Annotated in this window: 18 protein-coding genes and 3 tRNA genes; 14 read left to right on the forward strand and 7 right to left on the reverse strand. The window is 71.6% G+C overall.

Annotation, left to right across the window (positions count from 1 at the left end):
- Positions 1-125: 125 nt before the first annotated feature.
- From H0S67_RS13550 to H0S67_RS13565, 4 genes are all read left to right on the forward strand, one after another.
- Positions 126-198 (forward strand) — tRNA-Gly (locus tag H0S67_RS13550).
- Positions 199-230: 32 nt separating this feature from the next.
- A tRNA-Cys gene (locus H0S67_RS13555) sits at positions 231-301 on the forward strand.
- 41 nt (positions 302-342) lie between these two features.
- A tRNA-Val gene (locus tag H0S67_RS13560) sits at positions 343-417 on the forward strand.
- Positions 418-676: 259 nt separating this feature from the next.
- Entirely contained in the window at positions 677-958 is a 282-nt protein-coding gene (locus tag H0S67_RS13565) for a hypothetical protein (RefSeq protein WP_180933482.1), read from the forward strand.
- A 28-nt stretch (positions 959-986) separates the two neighbouring features.
- Here H0S67_RS13565 and H0S67_RS13570 read toward each other — a convergent pair whose 3' ends face one another.
- The 3 genes from H0S67_RS13570 to H0S67_RS13580 all read right to left on the reverse strand — a co-directional run bounded on the left by H0S67_RS13570 (position 987) and on the right by H0S67_RS13580 (position 4,099).
- A complete protein-coding gene (locus H0S67_RS13570) occupies positions 987-1,496 on the reverse strand; it encodes a DNA polymerase ligase N-terminal domain-containing protein (protein WP_180933483.1) in 510 nt (169 codons plus the stop codon).
- Positions 1,497-1,505: 9 nt separating this feature from the next.
- Positions 1,506-2,501: a GmrSD restriction endonuclease domain-containing protein gene (locus tag H0S67_RS27395; RefSeq protein ID WP_180933484.1), complete on the reverse strand. Its 996-nt coding sequence runs from the start codon at positions 2,499-2,501 to the stop codon at positions 1,506-1,508.
- 83 nt (positions 2,502-2,584) lie between these two features.
- Positions 2,585-4,099 (reverse strand): DUF2252 domain-containing protein, encoded by a 1,515-nt coding sequence (locus H0S67_RS13580; protein ID WP_180933485.1) that lies wholly within the window; start codon positions 4,097-4,099, stop codon positions 2,585-2,587.
- 157 nt (positions 4,100-4,256) lie between these two features.
- Here H0S67_RS13580 and H0S67_RS13585 point away from each other — a divergent pair, with 157 nt between their 5' ends.
- The 7 genes from H0S67_RS13585 to H0S67_RS13615 all read left to right on the forward strand — a co-directional run bounded on the left by H0S67_RS13585 (position 4,257) and on the right by H0S67_RS13615 (position 13,998).
- Positions 4,257-4,595: a TraR/DksA family transcriptional regulator gene (locus H0S67_RS13585; RefSeq protein WP_180933486.1), complete on the forward strand. Its 339-nt coding sequence runs from the start codon at positions 4,257-4,259 to the stop codon at positions 4,593-4,595.
- A 238-nt stretch (positions 4,596-4,833) separates the two neighbouring features.
- On the forward strand, positions 4,834-6,594 hold the full coding sequence (locus H0S67_RS13590; RefSeq protein WP_246354733.1) for an alkyl/aryl-sulfatase: 1,761 nt from the start codon (positions 4,834-4,836) through the stop codon (positions 6,592-6,594).
- A gap of 62 nt (positions 6,595-6,656) precedes the next feature.
- On the forward strand, positions 6,657-8,657 hold the full coding sequence (locus tag H0S67_RS13595; RefSeq protein ID WP_180933487.1) for a DUF6077 domain-containing protein: 2,001 nt from the start codon (positions 6,657-6,659) through the stop codon (positions 8,655-8,657).
- A gap of 154 nt (positions 8,658-8,811) precedes the next feature.
- Positions 8,812-9,975, forward strand: coding sequence for an NAD-dependent epimerase/dehydratase family protein (locus H0S67_RS13600; RefSeq protein WP_180933488.1), 1,164 nt, complete (start codon positions 8,812-8,814; stop codon positions 9,973-9,975).
- Between the two features lie 28 nt (positions 9,976-10,003).
- The gene (locus tag H0S67_RS13605; protein WP_180936923.1) at positions 10,004-10,891 is read left to right on the forward strand and encodes an NAD-dependent epimerase/dehydratase family protein; all 888 of its coding nucleotides are present in this window, start codon (positions 10,004-10,006) and stop codon (positions 10,889-10,891) included.
- 7 nt (positions 10,892-10,898) lie between these two features.
- A complete protein-coding gene (locus tag H0S67_RS13610) occupies positions 10,899-12,548 on the forward strand; it encodes a glycosyltransferase family 2 protein (RefSeq protein WP_180933489.1) in 1,650 nt (549 codons plus the stop codon).
- A complete protein-coding gene (locus tag H0S67_RS13615) occupies positions 12,529-13,998 on the forward strand; it encodes a phospholipid carrier-dependent glycosyltransferase (RefSeq protein WP_180933490.1) in 1,470 nt (489 codons plus the stop codon). Before H0S67_RS13610 ends, H0S67_RS13615 begins: the two co-directional genes overlap by 20 nt.
- Here H0S67_RS13615 and H0S67_RS13620 read toward each other — a convergent pair.
- On the reverse strand, positions 13,962-14,702 hold the full coding sequence (locus tag H0S67_RS13620) for a class I SAM-dependent methyltransferase (RefSeq protein ID WP_180933491.1): 741 nt from the start codon (positions 14,700-14,702) through the stop codon (positions 13,962-13,964). The two genes, H0S67_RS13615 and H0S67_RS13620, sit on opposite strands and share 37 nt — an antisense overlap.
- On the reverse strand, positions 14,699-15,346 hold the full coding sequence (locus tag H0S67_RS13625; protein ID WP_180933492.1) for a GtrA family protein: 648 nt from the start codon (positions 15,344-15,346) through the stop codon (positions 14,699-14,701). The genes H0S67_RS13620 and H0S67_RS13625 overlap by 4 nt, the downstream gene beginning before the upstream one ends.
- A gap of 124 nt (positions 15,347-15,470) precedes the next feature.
- Here H0S67_RS13625 and H0S67_RS13630 point away from each other — a divergent pair, with 124 nt between their 5' ends.
- Positions 15,471-16,310: an MIP/aquaporin family protein gene (locus tag H0S67_RS13630; RefSeq protein ID WP_219635265.1), complete on the forward strand. Its 840-nt coding sequence runs from the start codon at positions 15,471-15,473 to the stop codon at positions 16,308-16,310.
- A 783-nt stretch (positions 16,311-17,093) separates the two neighbouring features.
- Complete coding sequence (locus H0S67_RS13635) at positions 17,094-17,429, forward strand: STAS domain-containing protein (protein WP_180933493.1); 336 nt, start codon at positions 17,094-17,096, stop codon at positions 17,427-17,429.
- A gap of 122 nt (positions 17,430-17,551) precedes the next feature.
- Here H0S67_RS13635 and H0S67_RS13640 read toward each other — a convergent pair whose 3' ends face one another.
- Both H0S67_RS13640 and H0S67_RS13645 read right to left on the reverse strand, forming a co-directional pair.
- Positions 17,552-18,655: a potassium channel family protein gene (locus tag H0S67_RS13640; RefSeq protein WP_180933494.1), complete on the reverse strand. Its 1,104-nt coding sequence runs from the start codon at positions 18,653-18,655 to the stop codon at positions 17,552-17,554.
- Positions 18,656-18,700: 45 nt separating this feature from the next.
- Positions 18,701-19,672, reverse strand: coding sequence for a YihY/virulence factor BrkB family protein (locus H0S67_RS13645; RefSeq protein ID WP_180933495.1), 972 nt, complete (start codon positions 19,670-19,672; stop codon positions 18,701-18,703).
- Positions 19,673-19,689: 17 nt separating this feature from the next.
- On the opposite strand from H0S67_RS13645, the gene H0S67_RS13650 reads away from it, so the two are divergent.
- Complete coding sequence (locus tag H0S67_RS13650) at positions 19,690-20,997, forward strand: acyl-CoA dehydrogenase family protein (protein WP_343050082.1); 1,308 nt, start codon at positions 19,690-19,692, stop codon at positions 20,995-20,997.
- Positions 20,998-21,316 lie beyond the last annotated feature (319 nt).

Raw genomic sequence — 21,316 nt, forward strand, 5'->3', positions numbered from 1 at the left:
CTCTAGGAGTGGCAGGAGGGGCGACGGGGACCTCCGACACCCCTCCGACACCCGGATTTTGCACCCCCGAGGGCATCGGCTACTGTTCCTTTCGCACCGAGGCCCGCAAGGGCAACGGAAAGCAAGCGGACGTAGCTCAGTTGGTAGAGCGCAACCTTGCCAAGGTTGAGGTCGCGAGTTCGAGCCTCGTCGTCCGCTCGGAGAGGTCTCTCTCACGGTTTGGCCTCCACGGTGGAGTGGCCGAGAGGCGAGGCAACGGACTGCAAATCCGTCTACACGGGTTCAAATCCCGTCTCCACCTCGAACACCATCGGTCCCACTTGTGGGATCGTTGTTGCTCACGGGCGATTGGCGCAGTGGTAGCGCGCTTCCTTGACACGGAAGAGGTCACTGGTTCAAACCCAGTATCGCCCACCAGCATCACCCCGAAGCCCCTCAGCCGACCAGGCCGAGGGGCTTTCCTCTTGCCCCGGCCACCTCACGCGGCACCCCCGTGGCCCGGCTGGGCAGACCGGCCGCGACACCCCTTCGGGGGATCGGGGGTCGCGGCCGGCTCGAGCACGCTCCCACAGCGAGCGCCTCGACTCATGGGCGAGACCTGCCAACGCCGCAGCCCTCCGACTGTCAATGATGTGGTCGTTAGAACACCTGTTCGATCATGGGGCATCATGGTCACATGGCCGGCGGGATGAACAAGCGAGGCAGCTACGGCTCCATGGCCGACCGCGTCGCCCGCAGCCACGAGCCCGCGCCTGATCCGCCTCGCGCCACCCCCGAGCCGCTGCCCCTCAAGCACTGCTGGGTCACCACCACCGCCGGCCGCCATCCGGGTCTCCTCCTCGAGTGGCGCAACGTCGCCGGCGCCTGGGAGGGCCGAGTGGTCCACCCCGTGCCCGACCCCGACGGCTGGGTGCTCCTCGAGGAGTGGCTCCCCGCCGGCCTGCTCGATCCCACGTGAGGGGACGACGGCACCAGCACGGCGACCGCTACGACGATTCGTCCGCGAGGTCCTCGTTGGTGCGTCCGCTCAGCACCGACCCTGTCTCCGTCGAGGTGAGCTCGTGACGTCGGTCGGCAGCGTCGTCGTCGACCTTGACCAGGATCCAGTTCTTCTCGTCACCGCCCATGCTGGTGCGGGTCAGTGCGAATGCCCCGGTCAGCCTGTGCCCGCTCAGCACGACCTTGACGTGGCCGGCCTCGAGGGCTGCCGCCATGTCGATCGGCCGTCCGTCCTTCTCCGTGACGTTCTCGTAGGTGCCGGTGTCCCAGACGATCACCGTGCCCTCACCGATGCGGCCCTCGAAGTGCGCGTGATCGAGCGCATGATCCTCGACCCGTACAGCCAGTCGCTTGTCGCGCGGGTCCAGCGACGGCCCCTTCGGCACGGCCCACGAGACCAGGGCCCCCTCGACCTCGAGACGGACGTCGAAGTGGAGCCTCGACGCGTCGTGCCGCTGGACGACGAAGACCGGCGCCTCGCCACTCGCAGGGCTCATGACGGGTCGCTACTCGCAGGCGACGCCGTCGCCGTCGCCGTCCAGGTGCGGCCCGTAGCCGGGGTCGCCCCGGTGCAGCGGGGCGGCGCCGGCGGCCCGGGCCGCGTCGCAGTTCTCGTAGTACACCGAGCCGCCCGTGCCGCCTCCGGCCGCAGGGCTGCTGGGGGTCGAGGGCGCGGACGGAGCGGTCACGTTGACCGGCACCAGGACCGGCGCTCCGGAGTCCGTCAGCACCCGCTGGTCCGGGCAGGAGCCCAGGACCCGCTCCATCGCGGACTTCTCCGGCGGCGTCACCCACAGGTCGTACTTCGTCTTCACCGTGATCTGCCGGGCCACGTAGGCACACCGGTAGGCCTTGTTCGACGGCAACCAGGTCGCGGCGTCCGCGTCCCCCTTCTGCCGGTTCGCCGAGGCGTCCACCGGGAGCAGGTTCAACGGGTCGTTCGCGATCGCGGCCCGCTTCCGGATCGGCCAGCGGAAGGCGCCGGTGGCCCATGCGTTGCCGAGCGCGACGACGTGGTCGATGTCGACCAGCGCGCCGTCGCCGTAGACGAAGTGGATGGCGGACGCGGTGTACGGATCGGCCAGGTCGCCGTTCACGACCACGCAGTCATGGGTCCCCGGCTCGAACACCAGGTGGGTCAGGTCGCGGGCGAGCATGTCGTTGCGGGTGTCGCACCCGTTCCGGTCAGCGTCCAGCCACGCCGGTCCGAACTGGTCGCGGTCGTAGCCGGTCATCGGGGCCCGCCCCTTCACGGGCAGCTCCTCAAGCGCGGCCAGCGCCGTGCCCTCGCCCGAGGGGACGGCCGGCGGCGTCGAGTGGTGCCGTGCGCCCTGGTGACGGTGCGCCTCGTGAGGGTGCCCCGTCGACGCCCGGGAGTGCGCACGACGCGGTGCGCCGCCGGTTGTGCTGTCCGCGGGCACGCAGGCACCCAGCGTCGTCGTCAGCCCGACCGCCAGCGCCGCACCAGCCAGACGGCGCAGCAGGTCCCCCCGTCTCGCCATGGGACGTATCGTGCCTCCCCCGGCCCTCGACGCGCTGGAGGACTGGCCGATTCACCCACCGGACGTGTCGGCCACCACAGCGGTCAGACTCCCTGGACCGCCTCGATCCGCGACGCCTCGATCGCGGCGGTGAACTCCAGGTAGTCGCGCTCGTTCTGCTCGGCGTAGCGACGGGAGAAGTCCGTGATAGCACTGTCGAAGGTGTCGTCCGTCCCCAGGTACGCCGCGATCGCGACCGGGTCACCGGACCGGGCGTGCGCCCGGGCCAGCGTCCATCCGCAGGTGCGCCCGTAGTACGTCATCGCCGCGACGGGCATCTGCTCCACCACGGCTGACCCCTTCATGTCCCGCAGCTGACGCCAGTAGAAGAAGCGGCCGTCCTCGTAGCCCTTGCTCCACCCCAGGAAGATGTCGCTGGTGGCCTGCATCAGGCGCTGGCCCTGGACGACCCGTTCCCCGGCCTGACGGAAGCGGCTCTTGCGCCCGGGTCCTTCGAGGACGGACGACGTCGCCTCCTTGATCTGGAGGAACAGGGGGTCGGTCTCGTCCGCGCCCTGCAGGAGGGCGATGAAGGCACGGGTCCCGACGCTCCCCACGCCGACCACCTTGCGGGCCCAGTCCACGACCTCGAAGTGCTCGAGGAGGTGCCGGCGGTCCAGGGGGAGGGTGTCCCGGTACTCGCGGAACTGTTTGAAGATGATCTCCTCCATCAGCTCGGGGGCGATCCCGTAGGTGGCCTCCAGGTCGCGCGCGGGCACGATGACCGGCGGGACGCTGACGATCCGGTGGGTGCCACCGACGACCTCGGTGAGCTTGGCCAGGGCCTGCAGGCTGTCGCGGCTGCGGGCCTTCGCGGCATTCTTCTCGAAGCGCTTCTCGATCTTCTTCGCCTCCTTCGCGGTCAGCTCGCCCTTCTCCTCGCCCTTCTCCTTGCCCTTCCCCTTGCCCTTGGCCTTTTTCTTGGCCTTTTCCTTGTCCTTGACCGCCGCAGTGGCCTGCATCACGCCTTGCCGCAGCTCGTCCTCGGAGAGGTGGGCGTACCAGATGTCGAGCGTGCGCATGGCGGCGAACTCGGCCATCGACTCTCGGTAGGAGGTGACACACGCCTTCGTGATCTCGAACGCCTGGGCCGGGGTGAACCCGTTGTTGGACGCGGCCACCGTGAGGCTCGCGGCCAGCCGCTTCACGTCGTACTCGAAGGGGCCGGGGAGGGTCTCGTCGAAGTCGTTGATGTCGAAGACCAGGCTCCGCTCGGGAGAGCCGTAGACCCCGAAGTTCGACAGGTGCGCGTCACCGCACAGCTGGACCTCGAGCCCCGAGGTGGGGGTGCTCGCGAGGTCGACCGCCATGATCTTCGCGGCGCCTCGGTAGAAGGTGAACGGCGACGCCATCATGCGGCCGTGTCGCACCGGCACGAGATCCTGGTCCCTCCGGGCGTTCTGCTCCTCGATCAGCGCCACCGGGTCCGGCCGGTCGGGGGCCGGCGACCAGCCGGCATGGCTCGCCGGCAGGGCCCGGGCGCGTGCCCCGACGCCCCGCGCTGCCCGCTCCTCCCGGCCGGGGTGCTCGACCTTGTCCCTGCGGGCCTGATGCTCCACCTTGGCCACGATGCTCCACTCCCTCTCGGTGCGACGCCGAAGGATCCAGAGTCCCCCGATGCCGCGACCTCCGCATCACCCCGGCGGGACGATCACGGCTACCGTGGGACGCCACGGCATCTCTCGGACCGGACACGCACCAGGAGGCGGATCGAGAATGGACGCAGACCGAGCTCGCGAGCTGTTGGCGGCCGAGCGCGACGCGGTGGTCCGGATGCTGACCGAGCTCGACTCGGCAGCCCGGGACGATCGTGCCGCCGAGACCGACATCGGGGACCAGGTCGACGCCGCCGACCCGATCGTGGCCGAGGGCGTGGACGACGCCGTCGCGGCGGGCCTGCGTACCCGTCTCGCCGCCGTCGAGCGGGCCGAGAAGCGGCTGGCGGAGGGCACCTACGGACTGTCGATCCGCAGCGGCGTGCCCATCCCCGACGAGCGACTCGAGGCGATGCCGACGGCCGAGCTCACCGTCGAGGAGGCCTCCACCCGTCCCTGAGCGGCCGTGGACCGCGCGCCGGGTGCCCCGGAGCACGGGGCTGTCCGGGGACGCAGAGATCACCCCTGACGGCTGATGTCGTCCCCTGCGCCCGGTGCGAGTCTCCGGGCATGCCACCTACTCCCGACTCCCCCGCATCCCCGGTGATGACGCAGCCTCCGACGCCGGGGATGCCGTTCACCGACACCCGCGACTTCGAGGACGCCTCAGCGGCCTGGTCGCGAGGCTGGACCCGTGCGTGGTCCACGCCGCGGACGGCCGGGTCGTGTGGGACAACGACTCCTACGACTTCCTCGGTGCGGACGTGCCGGAAACCGCCCACCCGAGCCTGTGGCGGCAGTCGCGGCTGGTGTCCATGCAGGGCCTCTTCGAGGTCCGGCAGGGGATCTACCAGGTGCGTGGTCTCGACCTCTCCAACATCACCTTCGTCGAGGGCGAGGCCGGGGTCATCGTGATCGACCCGCTCATCTCGACCGAGACGGCGGCTGCGGCGCTCGCCCTCTACCGCGAGCACCGCGGTGACCGACGGGTCACCGCGGTGATCTACACCCACTCCCACATCGACCACTTCGGCGGGGTCAAGGGGGTCATCACCCAGGAGGAGGTCGACTCGGGCGCGGTCCCGGTCGTGGCCCCGGCCGGCTTCGTCGAGCACGCGGTGGCCGAGAACGTCTACGCCGGCACCGCGATGAGCAGGCGAGCGGGCTACATGTACGGCGCCACACTCGAGCGGGGACCCGCGGGACAGGTGGGTGCCGGCCTGGGGCAGACGACGTCCACCGGCTCGGTGACGCTGATCGAGCCCACGCTCGAGATCACCACGACCGGGCAGGAGGAGGTGCTCGACGGCGTCCGGATCGTCTTCCAGATGGCGCCAGGCTCCGAGGCACCGGCCGAGATGCACTTCTACTTCCCGGACCTCCGGGCACTGTGCCTGGCCGAGAACGCGACGCACACCCTGCACAACCTCCTGACACTGCGGGGCGCGCTGGTGCGGGACCCCCGGGCGTGGGCCGGCTACCTCACCGAGGTGATCGACCTCTTCGGCGACGAGGCCGAGGTCGCCTTCGCCTCCCACCACTGGCCGACCTGGGGCACGGACCGGATCGTCGAGTTCCTCTCGCTCCAGCGCGACCTCTACGCCTACCTGCACGACCAGACCCTGCGGATGCTGAACAAGGGCCTGGTCGGCTCCGAGATCGCCGAGCAGATGGAGCTGCCGCCCGCGTTGGAGGCCGCCTGGCACACCCACGGGTACTACGGGTCGGTCAGCCACAACGTGAAGGCCATCTACCAGCGCTACATGGGCTGGTACGACGGCAACCCGGCACACCTGTGGCAGCACCCACCCGTCGAGGCAGCCGTCCGCTACGTGGGGTTCATGGGCGGCGCCGACGCCGTCGTGGCCAAGGCCAGGGCGTCGTACGACGCCGGCGACCTGCGCTGGGTGGCGGAGGTCCTCAGCCACGTCGTGTTCGCCGAGCCTGCCCACGCGGAGGCGAGAGCCCTCCTCGCCGACACCTTCGAACAGCTCGGCTTCGGCTCCGAGAACGGCACCTGGCGCAGCGTCTACCTCTCCGGAGCCACTGAGCTGCGGCACGGGAGCTTCGGCACGCCCGCCGGGACCGGGTCCGAGGACATGATGGCCGCGCTGACCCCCGAGATGTTCTTCGATGCCCTCGCGATCCGGGTCGACGGCCCCCGCGCGTGGGACGAGCGACTGACCATCGACGTCAGGATCACCGACACCGGGGCGTACCACCGCCTGCTGCTCGCCAACGGCGTCCTCACCTACAGCCCGAAGGAGCGGCCCGAACCCGCCGACGCCACGATCAGGCTCCCGCGTCGGGCGCTGGCCCTGCTCGCCTCCGGGACGGCCGATCCCGGGGCGCTGGCCGCGGCCGGCGTCGAGATCACGGGCGACGCCTCAGTGCTGGCTCGACTCCTGGCCCTGCTCGAGGAGCCCGACCCCGACTTCGCGATCGTCACTCCTTCATGAGCTCGGGCGGTGTGACCACGACGGTGAGGATGCCCCTTCCCGTGTCCCGTTAGGTTGAGCCCATGGCCCAGGGGCGCGCCGCGACCTCCACGGCGATGCGGTGCGACCGGCTCCTGGACGCCGTGGTGGCGCTGCTCGCCACCTGGACGCTCGTCTACCACGCGTGCCTGTTCCTGCGGCTGGACGTCGCCTGGGCCCTCGGGCTCGAGGTCGTCGCGCTGGCCGCCTGCGCGCTGCTGACCCGGTGGCTCGCGGAGCCGGGGACCCGGGAGCACGTCGCTCCCGCGACCCGGCCGCCGCGGGCTGCGCGGGGACGTGCGGTCCGCCTGCCGACGGTGACCGCCACCGCCGCGGCGGTGGCGGCGCTGTCGATGGCCGTCAGCGCGCCGTGGCTGCTGGTGTGGGTGCCGTGGCTGGTGGCTGCCGGCGCGGGCGCCTGGTGGGCCTTCCGGACCCTCACCGCCGCGAGCGGCCCGGACGTCGACGACGGGCTCGTCGAGGGTCGGGGCGAGGTCGCCGTCGTGCTGGGGTGGGCCGTCGCGCTCGCGGCCCTGGCCACGTTCACCCTGCGGCCCAACCCCGACGACCTGTACTACGTGAACCTCTCGCAGTGGGTCGCCGAGCACGGGACGTTCCCGCTGCGGGACACGATCTTCGCCGACCTCACCTACCCGATGTCGAACTGGCCGCCGGTCGCGTCGTACGACGGCCTGACGGGCGCGGTCGCGCACCTCGTGGGCACCCGGGCCGGCTCCGTCGAGTACCTCGTCGTGCCTCCGCTCGCCACCGCCCTGTCGGTGCTGGCGCTCTGGCGACTGCTGCGTGCGTGGCGCGTGCGCCAGGTCGCGCTCGTCCTCTCGGTCGCGCTGGTGTTCCTGCTCCTCGACGGCACGTCGTCCTACGGTCCCCCCGGCAACCTGTTCCTCACCCGCCTGTGGCAGGGCAAGGTCATCCTGCTCTGCCTGCTCGTCCCCGTCCTGCTGGTGCACGCGCTCCGGTTCGTCGAACGTCCGTCCCGCTCGACCGGGCTGCGCCTCGCGCTGGGCGGGGTGGCGTCGGTCGGCCTCTCGACGACGGCGATCTTCCTCACCCCGCTCATCGCGTTCGCCGGCGCGGCGCCACTCCTCCCCCGGTCCAGGGCCCGGGCCGCGGCCGGGTTCGCGCTGATGGCGGCGTACCCGATCGCGGCGGGAGTCGCGACGAAGGTGCTGGGCGGACGCTCGGCCGACGACTTCGGCGCCCGGCGCCAGTACCGCTTCGACCCCTCGTGGTTCGGCCACGAGGTCTTCCTGACCGGCCCGATCGCTGCCCTGGCCGTGTTCTCGGTCCTGGTGGGGTGCCTGCTGGTGCCGTCCGCCGCGGCACGGGTCACCACCGGCCTGCTCGTGCTCGCCACCGGCGTGGTGCTCGTCCCGGGGATGACGCGACTCTCCTACGACGTGACGGGACTCGGCCCGACGCTGTGGCGGGTCTCGTGGGGGTGCACCGTGGCCGCCCTGGTGGGGCTCGCCGTGGCGCGCGGCGGCGCGTGGCTGCATCGCCGCTACGCGCACACCTGGCTGCGGCACAGGTGGTCGTCCGGCGTCGCGGCAGCGGTCGCGCTGGCCGTGCTGGTGGCCTCCGGCTCCCCCATCTGGGCGGGCGACACCGGCAACCAGTGGCGAGCACCGTTCCACTGGGAGCGCACCCCCGGCAGCAGGTACGTCGCCGACCGGGTCATCGCGGACGTCGGCCCCGGAGGCCTCGTGCTGGCACCCGACTCGCTGGCGATCACGATCGCGGTGACGACCACGGACGTGAAGACGGTGGCTCCCCGCGACTACTACCTCCACTACCTGCGCGACATCCCCTCCTTCCACTACCGGGAGCGGCTGACGCTGGTCGACTTCGCCAACGAGGTCGGCCCCTGGCGGCAGCGGGAGGTCAGCCGCGCCCTGCGGGTGCTGCACGTGGACGTCGCCTGCCTCGCGACGCGCGACGTACGTCGGGTCCGGGCGCTGCAGCGGGCGGGGTTCACCCCGATGCTTGCCACGGACTACTTCCGGTGTCTGCAAAATTTCTGACTGCCTGCAGGCTCGACGAGCGGCCGCCCGCTCGAGCGGGGTAGCGCCGTCGTCGGGCGCGGATATGCTCGCGGCAACCGCTTGACAACGTTCCCGACCTGGGGTGCTCCGTGCTCCGCAGCGCCGCATCCCCGTCGTCGAGGAAGGATCTCAGATGCGAATCCTGGTGCTCGGGGGTGACGGCTACCTCGGCTGGCCCACCGCGATGTACTTGTCGGCGCACGGTCACGAGGTCGGCGTGCTCGACAGTGCGGTCCGCCGTCAGTACGACCACGAGCTCGGGTCCGAGAGCCTGGTGCCGATCGAGTCCCTGCGGACCCGGGTGCAGGCCTGGCAGGAGGTCAGCGGCGAGCAGATCGCCGTCTTCCACGGCGACCTGACCGACGCGGACTTCGCCTACGACGCGATCCGGGCCTTCGCCCCCGAGTCGATCGTGCACTTCGCCGAGCAGCGGGCCGCGCCGTACTCCATGATCGACCGCAAGCACGCGGTCTACACGCAGACGAACAACATCGTCGGCACGCTCAACGTCATGTATGCGATCGGTGAGCTCGACCGGGACATCCACCTGGTCAAGCTCGGCACCATGGGCGAGTACGGCACGCCCAACATCGACATCGAGGAGGGCTGGCTCGAGGTCACCCACAACGGCCGCAGCGACCGGGTCCTCTATCCGAAGCGGCCGGGTAGCTTCTACCACCTCTCGAAGGTGCACGACAGCCACAACCTCGAGTTCGGCTGCCGCATCTGGGGGCTGCGCGTCACCGACCTCAACCAGGGCATCGTCTACGGGCAGCAGACCGAGCAGACGGCGCTCGACCCGCGCCTGGCGACACGGCTCGACTACGACGCGGTGTTCGGCACGGTTCTCAACCGGTTCGCCATCCAGGCCGTGCTCGGCCTGCCGCTGTCGGTGTACGGCGCCGGCACCCAGACCCGCGCCGTCCTGGACATCCGCGACACCGTCGAGTGCATCCGTCTGGCCTGCGAGAACCCCGCCGAGCAGGGCGAGTTCCGGGTGTTCAACCAGGCGACCGAGAGCTTCTCCCTGCTGGAGATGGCCAAGGTGGTCGCGAACTCGTTCGACGGCCCGGTGGAGATCCAGCACATCGACAACCCTCGGGTGGAGATCGAGGACCACCACTACCGGTTCACGCACACCGCGCTGGAGTCGCTCGGCCTGGAGCCGCACCTGCTGTCGGAGACGCTCTTCCGGTCGATGTTCCCGATCATCGCCCAGCACCGCGACCGCGTGGACCTCGACCTGCTCGAGCCGACGGTCCGATGGCGCGAGTCGCTGCGGAGCCGGACCTCGTGACCGCGGCGCGGACCGGCCGCTGCGGGTCCTGGTCACGGGCGGCGCCGGGTTCATCGGACGCCACGTCGTCGCCGAGCTCCGCGCACGCGGCCACGCGCCGTCCGTCGTCGACCGCCTCGACCACCCCGATGACGACGTGCCGGCGGTGCGGGGGGAGCTCGACGACCCCGGCGTGCGCGACCGCGCGGTCACCGACGACCTCGACGCGATCGTGCACCTCGCGGCCGAGACGTCGGTCCTCGGCTCGGTCGAGCGGCCGGCGCTGGTGCAACGCACCAACGTGGAGATCACCGCGGCGCTCCTCGAGCTCGCCCGCGAGCGGGGCGTGAGCACCTTCGTCCTCGCCTCGACCAACGCCGTGGTCGGACCGCGCGAGGGTGTGCTGACGGAGGAGGTGCCGCTCGCACCGATGACGCCGTACGGCGCCACCAAGGCGGCCGGCGAGATGATCCTCTCGGGCTACTCCGGCGCCTACGGGATGCGGACTCCCGCCCTCCGGCTCACCAACGTCTACGGGCCCGGCATGCACCACAAGGACAGCTTCATCCCTCGGCTGCTGCGCGCGGCCGCGGACGACGGGGAGGTGCAGATCTACGGCGACGGTCTCCAGCGTCGCGACCTGGTCCACGTCAGTGACGTGGCGAAGGCCTTCGCGAACGCGGTGGCCGGCTGGCCCAGCGGCCCGGTGATCGTCGGGAGCGGGCACTCGCACACCGTCCTCGACCTCCTCGAGACGGCCCGCGACGCGACCGGACTACCCATCAGTGCCCGGCACGTGCCGCCCAAGCCCGGCGAGATGCCGGCCGTCGTGGTCGACAACAGCCGGGCGCGCGCACGGGGCTGGGACCCGGCCGTCTCGCTGCTGGAGGGTGTCCGCAGCGCCTGGGCCGACTTCTCCCCCGCCGCGAGGTCCTGACCGTTCGATGGACGAGGTCGAGCACGACGCCGGCGTGGCCGTGACGCCGGTCGCCGTGCGGCGGCGCGAACCCGTGGGCCTCGGGCTGCGGGAGCACGCCCTCTTCGCGGTGCTGCTGTCCGCCGGGATCGTCGTCCGGCTCGCGATGGCCGTCTCCCTGCAGCCGGTCCTCGAACGGCCCGATGCCGGCACGTCCGCTGCCGACGTGGTCGTCGACCTGCAGCACCTCGCCGGGTTGCTCGCCGCCTGCGGCGTGTACGCCGTGGCGGTGCGCTGGGGCGTCTGGCGGTGGTTGGGGGCGGCCGCCGCCGCGCCGGCGCTGCTCGACGGCAGGGTGCTGGCCGGGGAGCAGGTCGTGGGCGCCGCGCCCCTGGTCAGCCTGCTCGTCTCGGCCACGCTCGTCGCCCTCTGCTGGCGCGCGCGTCCTGCCCCCGTGCACCTCGTGGTCGCGGGTCTCTGCGCGATCGGCGCGGCCGTGCTGCTGGCCTTCGCTGACCCGCTCGGCCGCCTCCCCTCCCCCGCCGCGCGCGTGGGTGCCCCGGCGGGGACGGTCCGGGACCTCCTGGTGCTGACCGTGCCGGGCCTGCTGCTCGTGGCCGGAGCCGCGCTGGCGGTGGGTGCCGCGATCGGGCTGGCGAGGGCGCGGGCGTCTCGCATGCGGGTGGTGAGCGCCCTGGTCGTCGCACTGCCGCTCCTGGTGGCTCTCGGCCTGCTGGCACGCATTTCGGCGACCTGGGCCGATGCCCTGGCCGTCATCTGCTGGTGGCCGCTTGCCGGCGCCCTCGGCCTGACGGCGTTGCTGCGTGGCCGCCGGGGTCACGACGCGCTCCGGGCGCAGCGCGACCAGGCCGACCTGGCCGCCGCCACCGACTTCACGGAACGCTACGACCGCCCCTCGCTCGCCGCGGTCACGATCGTCATCGCGGCCTACAACGAGGCGGACGGGCTGCCCGGCGTCCTGGCCGGGATGCCCCGGACGGTGTGCGGCCTGGCCGCCCACGTCCTGGTCGTCGACGACGGCAGCACCGACGGCACGGCCGCTGCGGTCGAGGGCTCACGGGCGTTCGTGGTCACCTGCCCGGTCAACCGCGGCCAGGGGGCGGCCCTGCGGCTGGGCTACCAGCTGGCGCTCGCGCACGGCGCCCGCTACGTCATCACCACTGACGCCGACGGCCAGTACGACGTCGGCGACCTCCCGGCGGTGCTCACCCCGATCCTCGAGGGGCGGGCTGACTTCGTGACCGGCTCGCGCATCCTCGGTAGGCAGCACACCCACGACCGGGTGCGCCGGCTCGGCGTGCACGTCTTCGCCTGGATCGCCAGCGCGTTCGCCGGTCGCCGGCTGACCGACACGTCCTTCGGGCTGCGGGCGATGCGCGCGGAGGTCCCAGCCGCCGTGACGCTGAACCAGCCCCAGTACCAGTCCTCGGAGCTGCTCCTCGGGGTGCTCTCCCACGGGTTCGAGGTCGTGGAGGTCCCCGCGACGATGCACGTGCGGGCGGCGGGCGCCTCGAAGAAGGGACGCAACCTGGTCTACGGAGCCCGCTACGCCCGCGTCGTCGTCGGCACGTGGTGGCGCGAGGGCTGCCTCACGCCGGCCCCCGAGGGCGCCGCTGCCCTGGGAGGAGACCGCGGACATGCTGCGCGACAGCCCTGACGTGGTCGCGCCCACCCCGAGGGCCGAGGTGGCACGGGTCCGTCGGCTGCCCTGGTCGTGGCGCACGGAGCGCCCGTTCCTGGTCGCCCTGGGCGTGGGCGTCCTGGTCCGCATCCTCGTTCAGGTGGCCTTCCCGCCGGCCTTCATCTACAGCGACGGGCCGACCTACCTCGGCTTCGTCGACGCGGTCGACCCCTCACCCGACCGGCCCTTCGGCTACGGGGCACTGCTGTGGCTCCTCGCGGTCGTCACCCGGGGTGTCGACGCCGTGGCGATCACCCAGCACGTCCTGGGCCTGCTCACCGCCGTCGTCCTTTACGCCCTGATGCGCCGCTGGGGTGTCCGGCCCTGGGTCGCCACCCTGGCCACGCTGCCCGCGCTCCTCGACGAGATGCAGCTCGTGCTGGAGCACTCGGTGCTCAGCGACGTGCTCTTCGACCTCCTCCTCGTCCTCGGGATCGCCGCCCTGGCGTGGCACCGGCCACCGCGGCCGGCCTGGACCGCCGCCGCCGGGCTCCTGCTCGGTTGCGCCACCCTGGTCCGGGTCACGGGCGAGCCCACGGTCGTCGCGGCGGCCGTGTTCGTCCTGGTCGTCACGGCCACGCTACGGGCTCGTCTCCTGCAGGTCCTGGTGCTCGTGGTCGCCTTCGCCGCGCCCCTGACGGCCTACGCCTCGTGGTACCACCACGAGCACGGCGCCTGGGCGATCACCCAGACCGGAGGCCGGGCGCTCTACATGCGCACCACCGGGTTCGTGGACTGCGCGACGCTCTCGGTGCCGTCCTACGAGCGCACCCTCTGCCCCGACGACCCGGTGGGCCGGCGTCAGGACCCGACGTTCTACGGCTGGCACGACCCGACCACGACCCATGCCCTCCGTCCGCCGCCCGGGGTCAGCGACGAGGCAGCGATGCGGGACTTCGCCATGCGGGCGATCCGGTCCCAGCCGCTCGACTACGCGCAGATCGTGGCGCGCGACTTCGCGATGGCGTTCGGCCCGTCCCGCGTGGACCGGTACGAGTACGACACGGCGTACAAGTGGTCCTTCCACCACTACGTCGACTACCAGCCGACTCCCGACTGGACCCGGCCGGCGTACGCCACCCACGGCGGCGAGATGCCGGTCTCCCGACATCCCCTGGCCGACTGGTTCGACACCTACGGGCAACGCGTCTACCTGCCCGGGCCGGTGCTGCTCGCGCTGGCGCTCCTCGCCGTCGCCGGGTTCGTGCGGCGTACCCCCAACGGGACTTCCTCGAGCCGGCCGCTGATCTTCCTGACCCTGGCGATCGGGCTCGGGCTCATCCTGCTGCCGGACGTCACGGCGGAGTTCACCTGGCGCTACCAGCTGCCCGCGATCCTGCTGGTCCCGGTGGCCGCCGCCCTGGGCTGGACCCGCCTGCGGGGCGCCCGTCAGCCGGGGACGACCCCGACGCCGAGCACCGACTGACCGAAGGGCGGCGTGACCCGGCGCTCGACGAACCTCGTCACGGGGACCACGAACCGGTCGTAGGTGCGCACCAGCCCCGGTCGCGGCTGGCCGACGCCGCCACGGCGCACGGTCAGCCACCAGGCGATGCCGCCGAGCAGGTTCACCGGACGCACCACGTCAGGGGCGAGCCCCGCACGGACGAACGCCGACGTCAGCGTGGCCGGCGTGTAGCGGCGCACGTGGCCGACCGCGCGGTCGAACTCGCCGTACAGCTGCTGGTAGCCGGGCACCCACAGCACGATGCGGCCGCCCGGCTCGACCATGGACGCGAGCGCCCGGAGCGCGCCGGCGTCGTCCTCGATGTGCTCGAGCACGTTGATCGCGACGATCGTCGACACGGGCTCGCCGATGTCGATCGCGCCGCCGGTCAGGTCGAGCTGCCGGGACGACACCTCGGGCCGGTCCGCGAACCGCGCGGCCATCGAGGCGACGCAGCCGGGGTCGACGTCGGTCACGACGTGTCGGCGCAGCCCGTGGAACTGCGCCGCGAACTCCCCCAGCCCGGCGCCCACCTCCAGCACGGAAGGGCCACAGTGGGGCCGGATCATCTCCAGCTGGAACGCGCGGTACCGGCGCTGGTCGGCACCGGACGAGTCCTCGAGGCTGCGTCCCGTGGCCTGGCTGAAGGCTCCCTCTCCGGGAGTCGTCCGTTCATCGGTCATCGTGACCCTTCCGCGGGGCGGGCCCTCGACGCCCGATCCACATGTTGAGTTGGGCCGGATTCACCGTCGAGTGGGGCCGGATTCCCTGAATTCGGCCCAGGTGACGACTGATTTCTGCCCAACTCAACGAGCGGGGGCGCTGCGTCGGTCGGGGCGGGTGGTGGGGATTCGGCCTCGAGCCGGGCCAACCGCCCGAAGAGGCGGTCGAGCAGGAAGTACCTCAGCACGAACATCACGGCGTACACCGCGAAGAACGCCGTCGCCACGAGGGTGACCCGGACGCTCGACGACGTGTCCGCACCACGGAGCCGTGCGTCGAGCACGTGGGTCACCACGGTTGCCAGCAGCAGGGTCAGCCCGATGATCAGCACGTAGGGGATGACCTCGTTGCGCAGGCTCGGGCGCCCCCGGCGACGCCACGTCCAGCTGCGGTTGAGCCAGTAGTTCGGGATCGCACCGGCCAGCCAGGCCACCACCGACGCCCGGGCCGGGTCCACCCCCAGGGGCCCGTAGAGCGCCACGAACGTGACCTCGCTGCACACGGTGGCCACGACCGACCCGCCGGTGTAGCGCAGCATCTTGCGCGCCCACCCGACGCTCACCGGGCCGGCGCCGGCATGCGCTGAGGCGGACCGTGCGGGCATGGACTCGATCGTAGTGGCCGTGACCAGCCGGCTTCACGGTTCATCCAGTCGGGGGGAGGCCATCAGGGCGCCCGCTGCCGACCATGGTCAGGACGGGCGGCGGACCCGTCGGAGGACAGGTGCCATGACGACGACGACTGAGAACGCGGGGCTGATGGCGGAGCTGCGCCTGCTCGGGCGGGGACTCTCCGAGCTCGAGGTGGCCCGGAAGAACTTCGACAACCCGCGCCTGGAGTGGCGCCGCCTCTTCGCCGAGGTCCTCGGCACCTTCTTCCTGGTGCTCGTCGGCGCCGGCGGCGGCGTCGTGAACGCCGTGAGCGGCGGCCAGATCTCCCGAGCCACCGCCGTGACGGCTCCGGGCCTGATGGTGATGGCCATCATCCTGTTCATGGGGGCGGTGAGCGGGGCCCACCTCAATCCCGCCGTCACCCTCGGCTTCGCCGTCCGCGGTGACTTCCCGTGGCGACGAGTTCCCGGTTACATCCTCGCCGAGCTGGTCGGCGCCACGCTGGCCGTGGTGTTCCTGCGGGTGGCCTTCGGCGAGGTCGGCTCGCTCGGGGCCACCGAGCCGGGAGCAGGGATCTCGGACCTGCAGGCGTTCTCCATGGAGGCGATCCTGACCCTGGGTCTCTTCAGCGTGATCCTCGGGACCGCGTCCAAGGCCCAGAACCTCGGCCCGCTGTCCGCGCTCGGGGTCGGCGCCTACATCGTGCTCGCGGGGCTCTGGTCGAGCCCCATCAGCGGCGCGTCGATGAACCCGGCCCGGTCCTTCGGACCCGACCTGGTCCTGGGCGACTTCTCCCACTACTGGGTGTACGTCGCGGGGCCGCTGCTGGGCGCGGCGCTCGCCGTGGGCATCGCCGTCGTCCTCCGCGGACGCGCCGAGGAGGGTGGAGCGATGGCCGCACAGGGCGGTCTCGAGAAGCCGGAGCTCGCGGCACCGGACGGGCCACCGACCGGGTGAGCGCCGGTCGCGCCCGGGTCAGCAGGCCTGCTCGGTGATCCCTTCGTCCTCGAGCACCAGCTCGGGCATCGTGGCCATGACGGTCAGATCGGGGTAGCACTCGGACTCGACCCAGATCCGGGACGCGCCCTGGGCGAGGAGGGCACCTTCGAGGGAGGTGAGGATCCTGTCGAGGGTGCTGTCGCCCAGGGGCGGGTGCAGGGTCAGGATCTTGGGGGGTCGTCACAGGAGGCTCGCTTTCCGGCTGGACGATGGAGGGAGCTGATCGAGCAGTCGGGGGTTCAACGAGCACAGGCGCGGCTGAGTAATCCCCCAGATGGGTGAAATCCGGGCAATGCCGAAATATAGATGAACCGCCGGCGTCTCGGGTCACCGGCGGTTCGAGTAGAACACTAGACCGGCCAGTCCGAAGAGAGCCTCGATTTTCCTTCAAGGTTTCCTCAAGGATGGTCCCCGCCAGCGCCTCTGCCCGGAAATGGAGCGAACCGCTGGTGTCTCGGGTCACCAGCGGTTCTGCCTCAAGGATAGCGAGCGTCGGCGCCGCTTCCAGCGCGGCGCGCGATTGCTGGCCACTGGTCCAGCCCACCTCGTCGACGCCTGAGGTCCACCTCGTGTCCGGATCTTTACCCGCAGCATTCGCCCAACCGGTCCCGAGGCGCGTACCGTCGAACTCAGCCGAGAGTTCTCCGTGTCCCGCCAGCCAAGGCGCCTCCACTCGACGCTGAAGCATCAACCAGAGGCCGGCCACCCGGCACCACGGGCCGCCTCGGGAATCCAGGCTCCATGCAGTTCGCCCTCCGCTCGACCGTCACCCCGCCCGATGTCCACCTGTCCATGGACGGTGAGCTCGACATCTTCACCGCCCGGCAGGTCAGCCGGGCGATCAGCCAGGCCCTCTGGACCGGCTGCCGGCGGGTGCGGCTCGATGCCTCGGGGGTGACGTTCGTGGACGCCTCGGCGCTGGGCGTGCTGGTCCGCGCCCGCGAGCTGATGAAGTCGTGCGCGGGAACGATGGAGGTCGTCTCGTTCAGCCCGGTCTTCCTGCGGCTGTGCGTCCTGACGGGGCTCGTCTCCCTGACCCAGCCCGTCGAGGCCCTGGAGCCCGAGCTCACCGCCTGACCCGTCAGCGTCTCACCGCCCCTGGTGCCCCCGTGGTCCAGGGACGATGAGACGTGCCGAGCCTGACCAAGCGTGCTGCGAGGGCCCTCGCGGGGACCACACCCACAAGGGTGAAGGTCCCCTCAGCTGTCCTCGATGGCGAGGTCCTCGCCGTGCGTCCCGGGCCGCGGCGCCCACGGCAGCTCCTTGGCGGGGCGTACGACGACCAGCCGGTCACCGCGCGCGAGCTGGGTGACCACCGGGTCGAAGTAGCGGTAGACCTTCTCGTCGCGCACCACGGCGATCACCTGGTCGGGCAGGGTCTGCGGCTGCTGGCCGACCTCGGAGACCAGCAGGTCCCTCTCGGCCACCTCGAGGCCCTCGCCGTAGGTGAGCAGGTCCTCCATCACCGACCCGAGGGTCGGGCTGAGGGTGGAGAGGCCGAGCAGACGCCCCACCGCGTCGGAGGACGTGATCACCGAGTTGGCGCCCGACTGGCGCATCAGCGCGACGTTCTCCTGCTCGCGGACGGCGGCGACGATCCAGGCGTCCGGGTTGAGCTGCCGCACGGTGAGCGTGGTGAGCACGTTGGAGTCGTCGCGGTTGGTGGTGATGATGACCTGGTTGGCGGTGCCGACGCCGGCCCGCCGCAGCACCTCGCGGCGGGTGGCGTCGCCGGTCACCACCGCGAGGCCGTCGGCGTGCGCGTCCTGCAGCGCGGTGGAGCTGGGGTCGACCACGACGATGCCCTCGCGGTCCAGCCCGTTGTTGACCAGGGTCTCCACGGCGCTGCGGCCCTTGGTGCCGTAGCCGACGACCACGATGTGCTGTCCCATGCTCTTCCTCCACCGGTTGACCCGGATCATCTCGCGGCCCTGCGAGGCGAGGACCTCGAGGGTGGTCCCGATCAGCAGCACCAGGAAGGCGATGCGGGCGGGGGTGATCACGAACGCGTTGACCAGTCGGGCCCGCTCGGAGACCGGTGCGATGTCGCCGTACCCGGTCGTGCTCAGGGTCACGGTCGTGTAGTAGATGGAGTCGACCAGGTTCACGCCGTAGGCGTCCGGGTCGTTGGCGTCGCGGTAACCGGTGCGGTCGAGATAGACGATGAGGACCGTGCCGACGAGGATCGCCAGCGCGAGGAGCAGCCGACGGCCCAGCTCCCACCACGGTGACCGGGACCGGTCCGGGAGGGCGACCTTGCCGCGGGGTGTTCCCTCGGAGGAGTCGGAGCGCTGGTCTGGCACGGGGTGAATCTAGTGGACCGAGGTGCCGGGGCAGCGCACCGGCGGTCAGCTCGGCCGGTCCCACACCGCCATCGACCGCAGCCGCTGCACCAGCTCGAGCCGGGCCCGGGTCGTGGTCTTCTGCGGGAACACGGTGTCGAACGCCGCGTTGACGGCCGCCCCGATCAGCACGGCGATGGCCACCAGGTAGAGCCACACCAGGACGGCGATGGGTGCCGACAGCGGCCCGTAGATCGACCTGGAGTCGGCGGCCGTGGCCGTCAGGAAGGTGCGCAGCAGGTAGGACCCCAGGATCCAGACCACCAGCGAGAACGTGGCCCCCGGGAGGTTGAAGCTCCAGCTGGTCCGCACCGGCACGGACACGTGGTAGAGCGTGGCCAGGAAGCAGATGCACACCACGACGACCGTGGGCCAGTAGAAGTGCATGACGAAGTCGAACCGCGAGGGCAGCCAGTCCCCCACCAGCGACGGCCCGGCGATCACCAGCGGCACCGTCAGCACCCCGGTGATCATCGCGAGCACGTAGAGCGCGAAGGAGAGCGCGCGGGTCTTGATGATCCCTCGGTGCCCGCCGAGCCCGTGCATGATCGTGATGGTGTCGACGAAGACGTTGAGCGCCCGCGACCCCGACCACAGCGCGAGCACGAAGCCCAGCGAGATGACGTCGAAGCGCCCACCCTTGAGGACGTCGTCGATGGTCGGGACGATGATCCGGTTGACCGCGCTCGGGGTGAGGGCGCGCTCGGAGAGGTCGATGACCGCCGACCGCACGTCGGCGACCTGCGCGGCGGTGAAGTGGTCCGTGACGTAGCCGATCGCCCCGGCCATCGCGAAAATCAGCGGCGGCACCGAGAGCACCGCGAAGAACGCCGCCTCGGCGGCCAGCCCGGTCACTCGGTACCGCAGGCACGAGCTCACCGTGGTGACGATCAGGCGCCAGACCACCTCGCGGGTGCTCTGCAGCCAGGCGGCCCGGCTCGGAGCAACCGCGGACGGGCGGATCTCCGGCTGGGCCATGGGCCTACGGTAGCCACATGACGCGCCACACTCCGGACGACATCCGGGTCGTCACCAACCAGGCTCCCCCGCTCGTCGGGCACAACGTCATCACGGCCGACCACGCGCTGGTCGAGGCCGTCGTGCGGCACGGTTCCGAGGAGGTCGTGGCGGACCTGACGCCGCTCGGCGAGGAGGCCGGCACCGCCGAGGCGCGCGAGCACGGCATCCTCGCCAACGAGAACCACCCGCAGCTCACGCCCTACGACCGCTACGGCAACCGGATCGACGAGGTCCGCTTCCACCCGTCCTGGCACTGGCTGATGGAACGCGCGGTCGGGCACGGCCTGGCGGCCGCGCCCTGGGAGTCGGAGTCGCCCCACGCGCACGTGCGCCGCGCCGCCGGTTTCATGGCCTGGTCGCACACCGAGCCGGGGCACGGGTGCCCGATCTCGATGACGTACGCCGCGGTCCCGGCGCTGCGGGCCGACGACGCGCTGGCCAAGGAGTGGACGCCGCTGCTGGCGTCGACGACGTACGACCCCGGGCTGCGGACGCCCTCGACCAAGCGCGGCGCGCTCGCGGGCATGGGCATGACCGAGAAGCAGGGCGGCTCGGACGTGCGCGCCAACGTCACGCAGGCACGCCCGACGTCCGTCGACGGCGAGTACACCCTGCACGGGCACAAGTGGTTCACCTCGGCGCCGATGAACGACGTCTTCCTGGTGCTGGCTCAGGCTCCCTCGGACTCTGCAGAGGACTCTGGGCAGGGTTCGGGGCACGGTGGGGTGACCTGCTTCGTGGTGCCGCGGGTGCTGGCGGACGGGTCGCGCAACCGGCTCGACGTCGTACGCCTCAAGGGCAAGCTGGGCAACCGCTCCAACGCCTCGTCGGAGCTGGAGTTCGACGGCACCGTCGCCCACCGGCTCGGCGACGAGGGTCGGGGGGTGCGGACCATCATCGAGATGGTCGCCGCGACCCGGCTCGACTGCGTGCTCGGCTCCACGTCACTGATGCGGCGCTCGCTGAACGAGGCCACCTGGCACGCGGCCCACCGCTCCGCGTTCGGCTCCCGGCTCGCCGACAAGCCGCTGATGCAGAACGTCCTGGCCGACCTGGCCGTCGAGACCGAGGCCGCCACCGCGCTCGCGATGCGGCTGGCTGCTGCGGTCGACCGCGCCGGCGACCCGCACGAGGCGGCGCTGCGCCGGATCGCGCTGCCGCTGGCCAAGTTCTGGGTCTGCAAGCGCACCCCGTTCATGGTCGCCGAGGCGCTCGAGTGCCTCGGCGGAAACGGCTACGTCGAGGAGTCGGTGATGCCGCTCCTCTACCGCGAGGCCCGCTGAACTCCGTGTGGGAGGGGTCCGGCAACGTCAACGCCCTCGACGTGCTGCGGGCGCTTGCGCGCGAGCCCGAGGTGCTCTCGGCCTGGATCACCGAGGTCGGCCTGGCCCGGGGCGGCGACGCCCGCCTCGACCGGGCGGTCGACGAGACGCTCGCGCTGCTCGGCGACGCTGCCACGCTGGAGGGGTCGGCCCGACGCCTGGCCGGGCGGATGGCCGCCTGCCTCCAGGGGTCGCTGCTGGTCCGCTTCGCCCCGACCGAGTGGCGGACGTCTTCTGCGCCTCCCGCTGGGCACGGAGTACGACGGGACGTTCGGCACGC

The sequence above is a fragment of the Nocardioides ungokensis genome, assembly GCF_013466985.1.
GTDB classification, from domain to species: Bacteria; Actinomycetota; Actinomycetes; order Propionibacteriales; family Nocardioidaceae; genus Nocardioides; species Nocardioides ungokensis.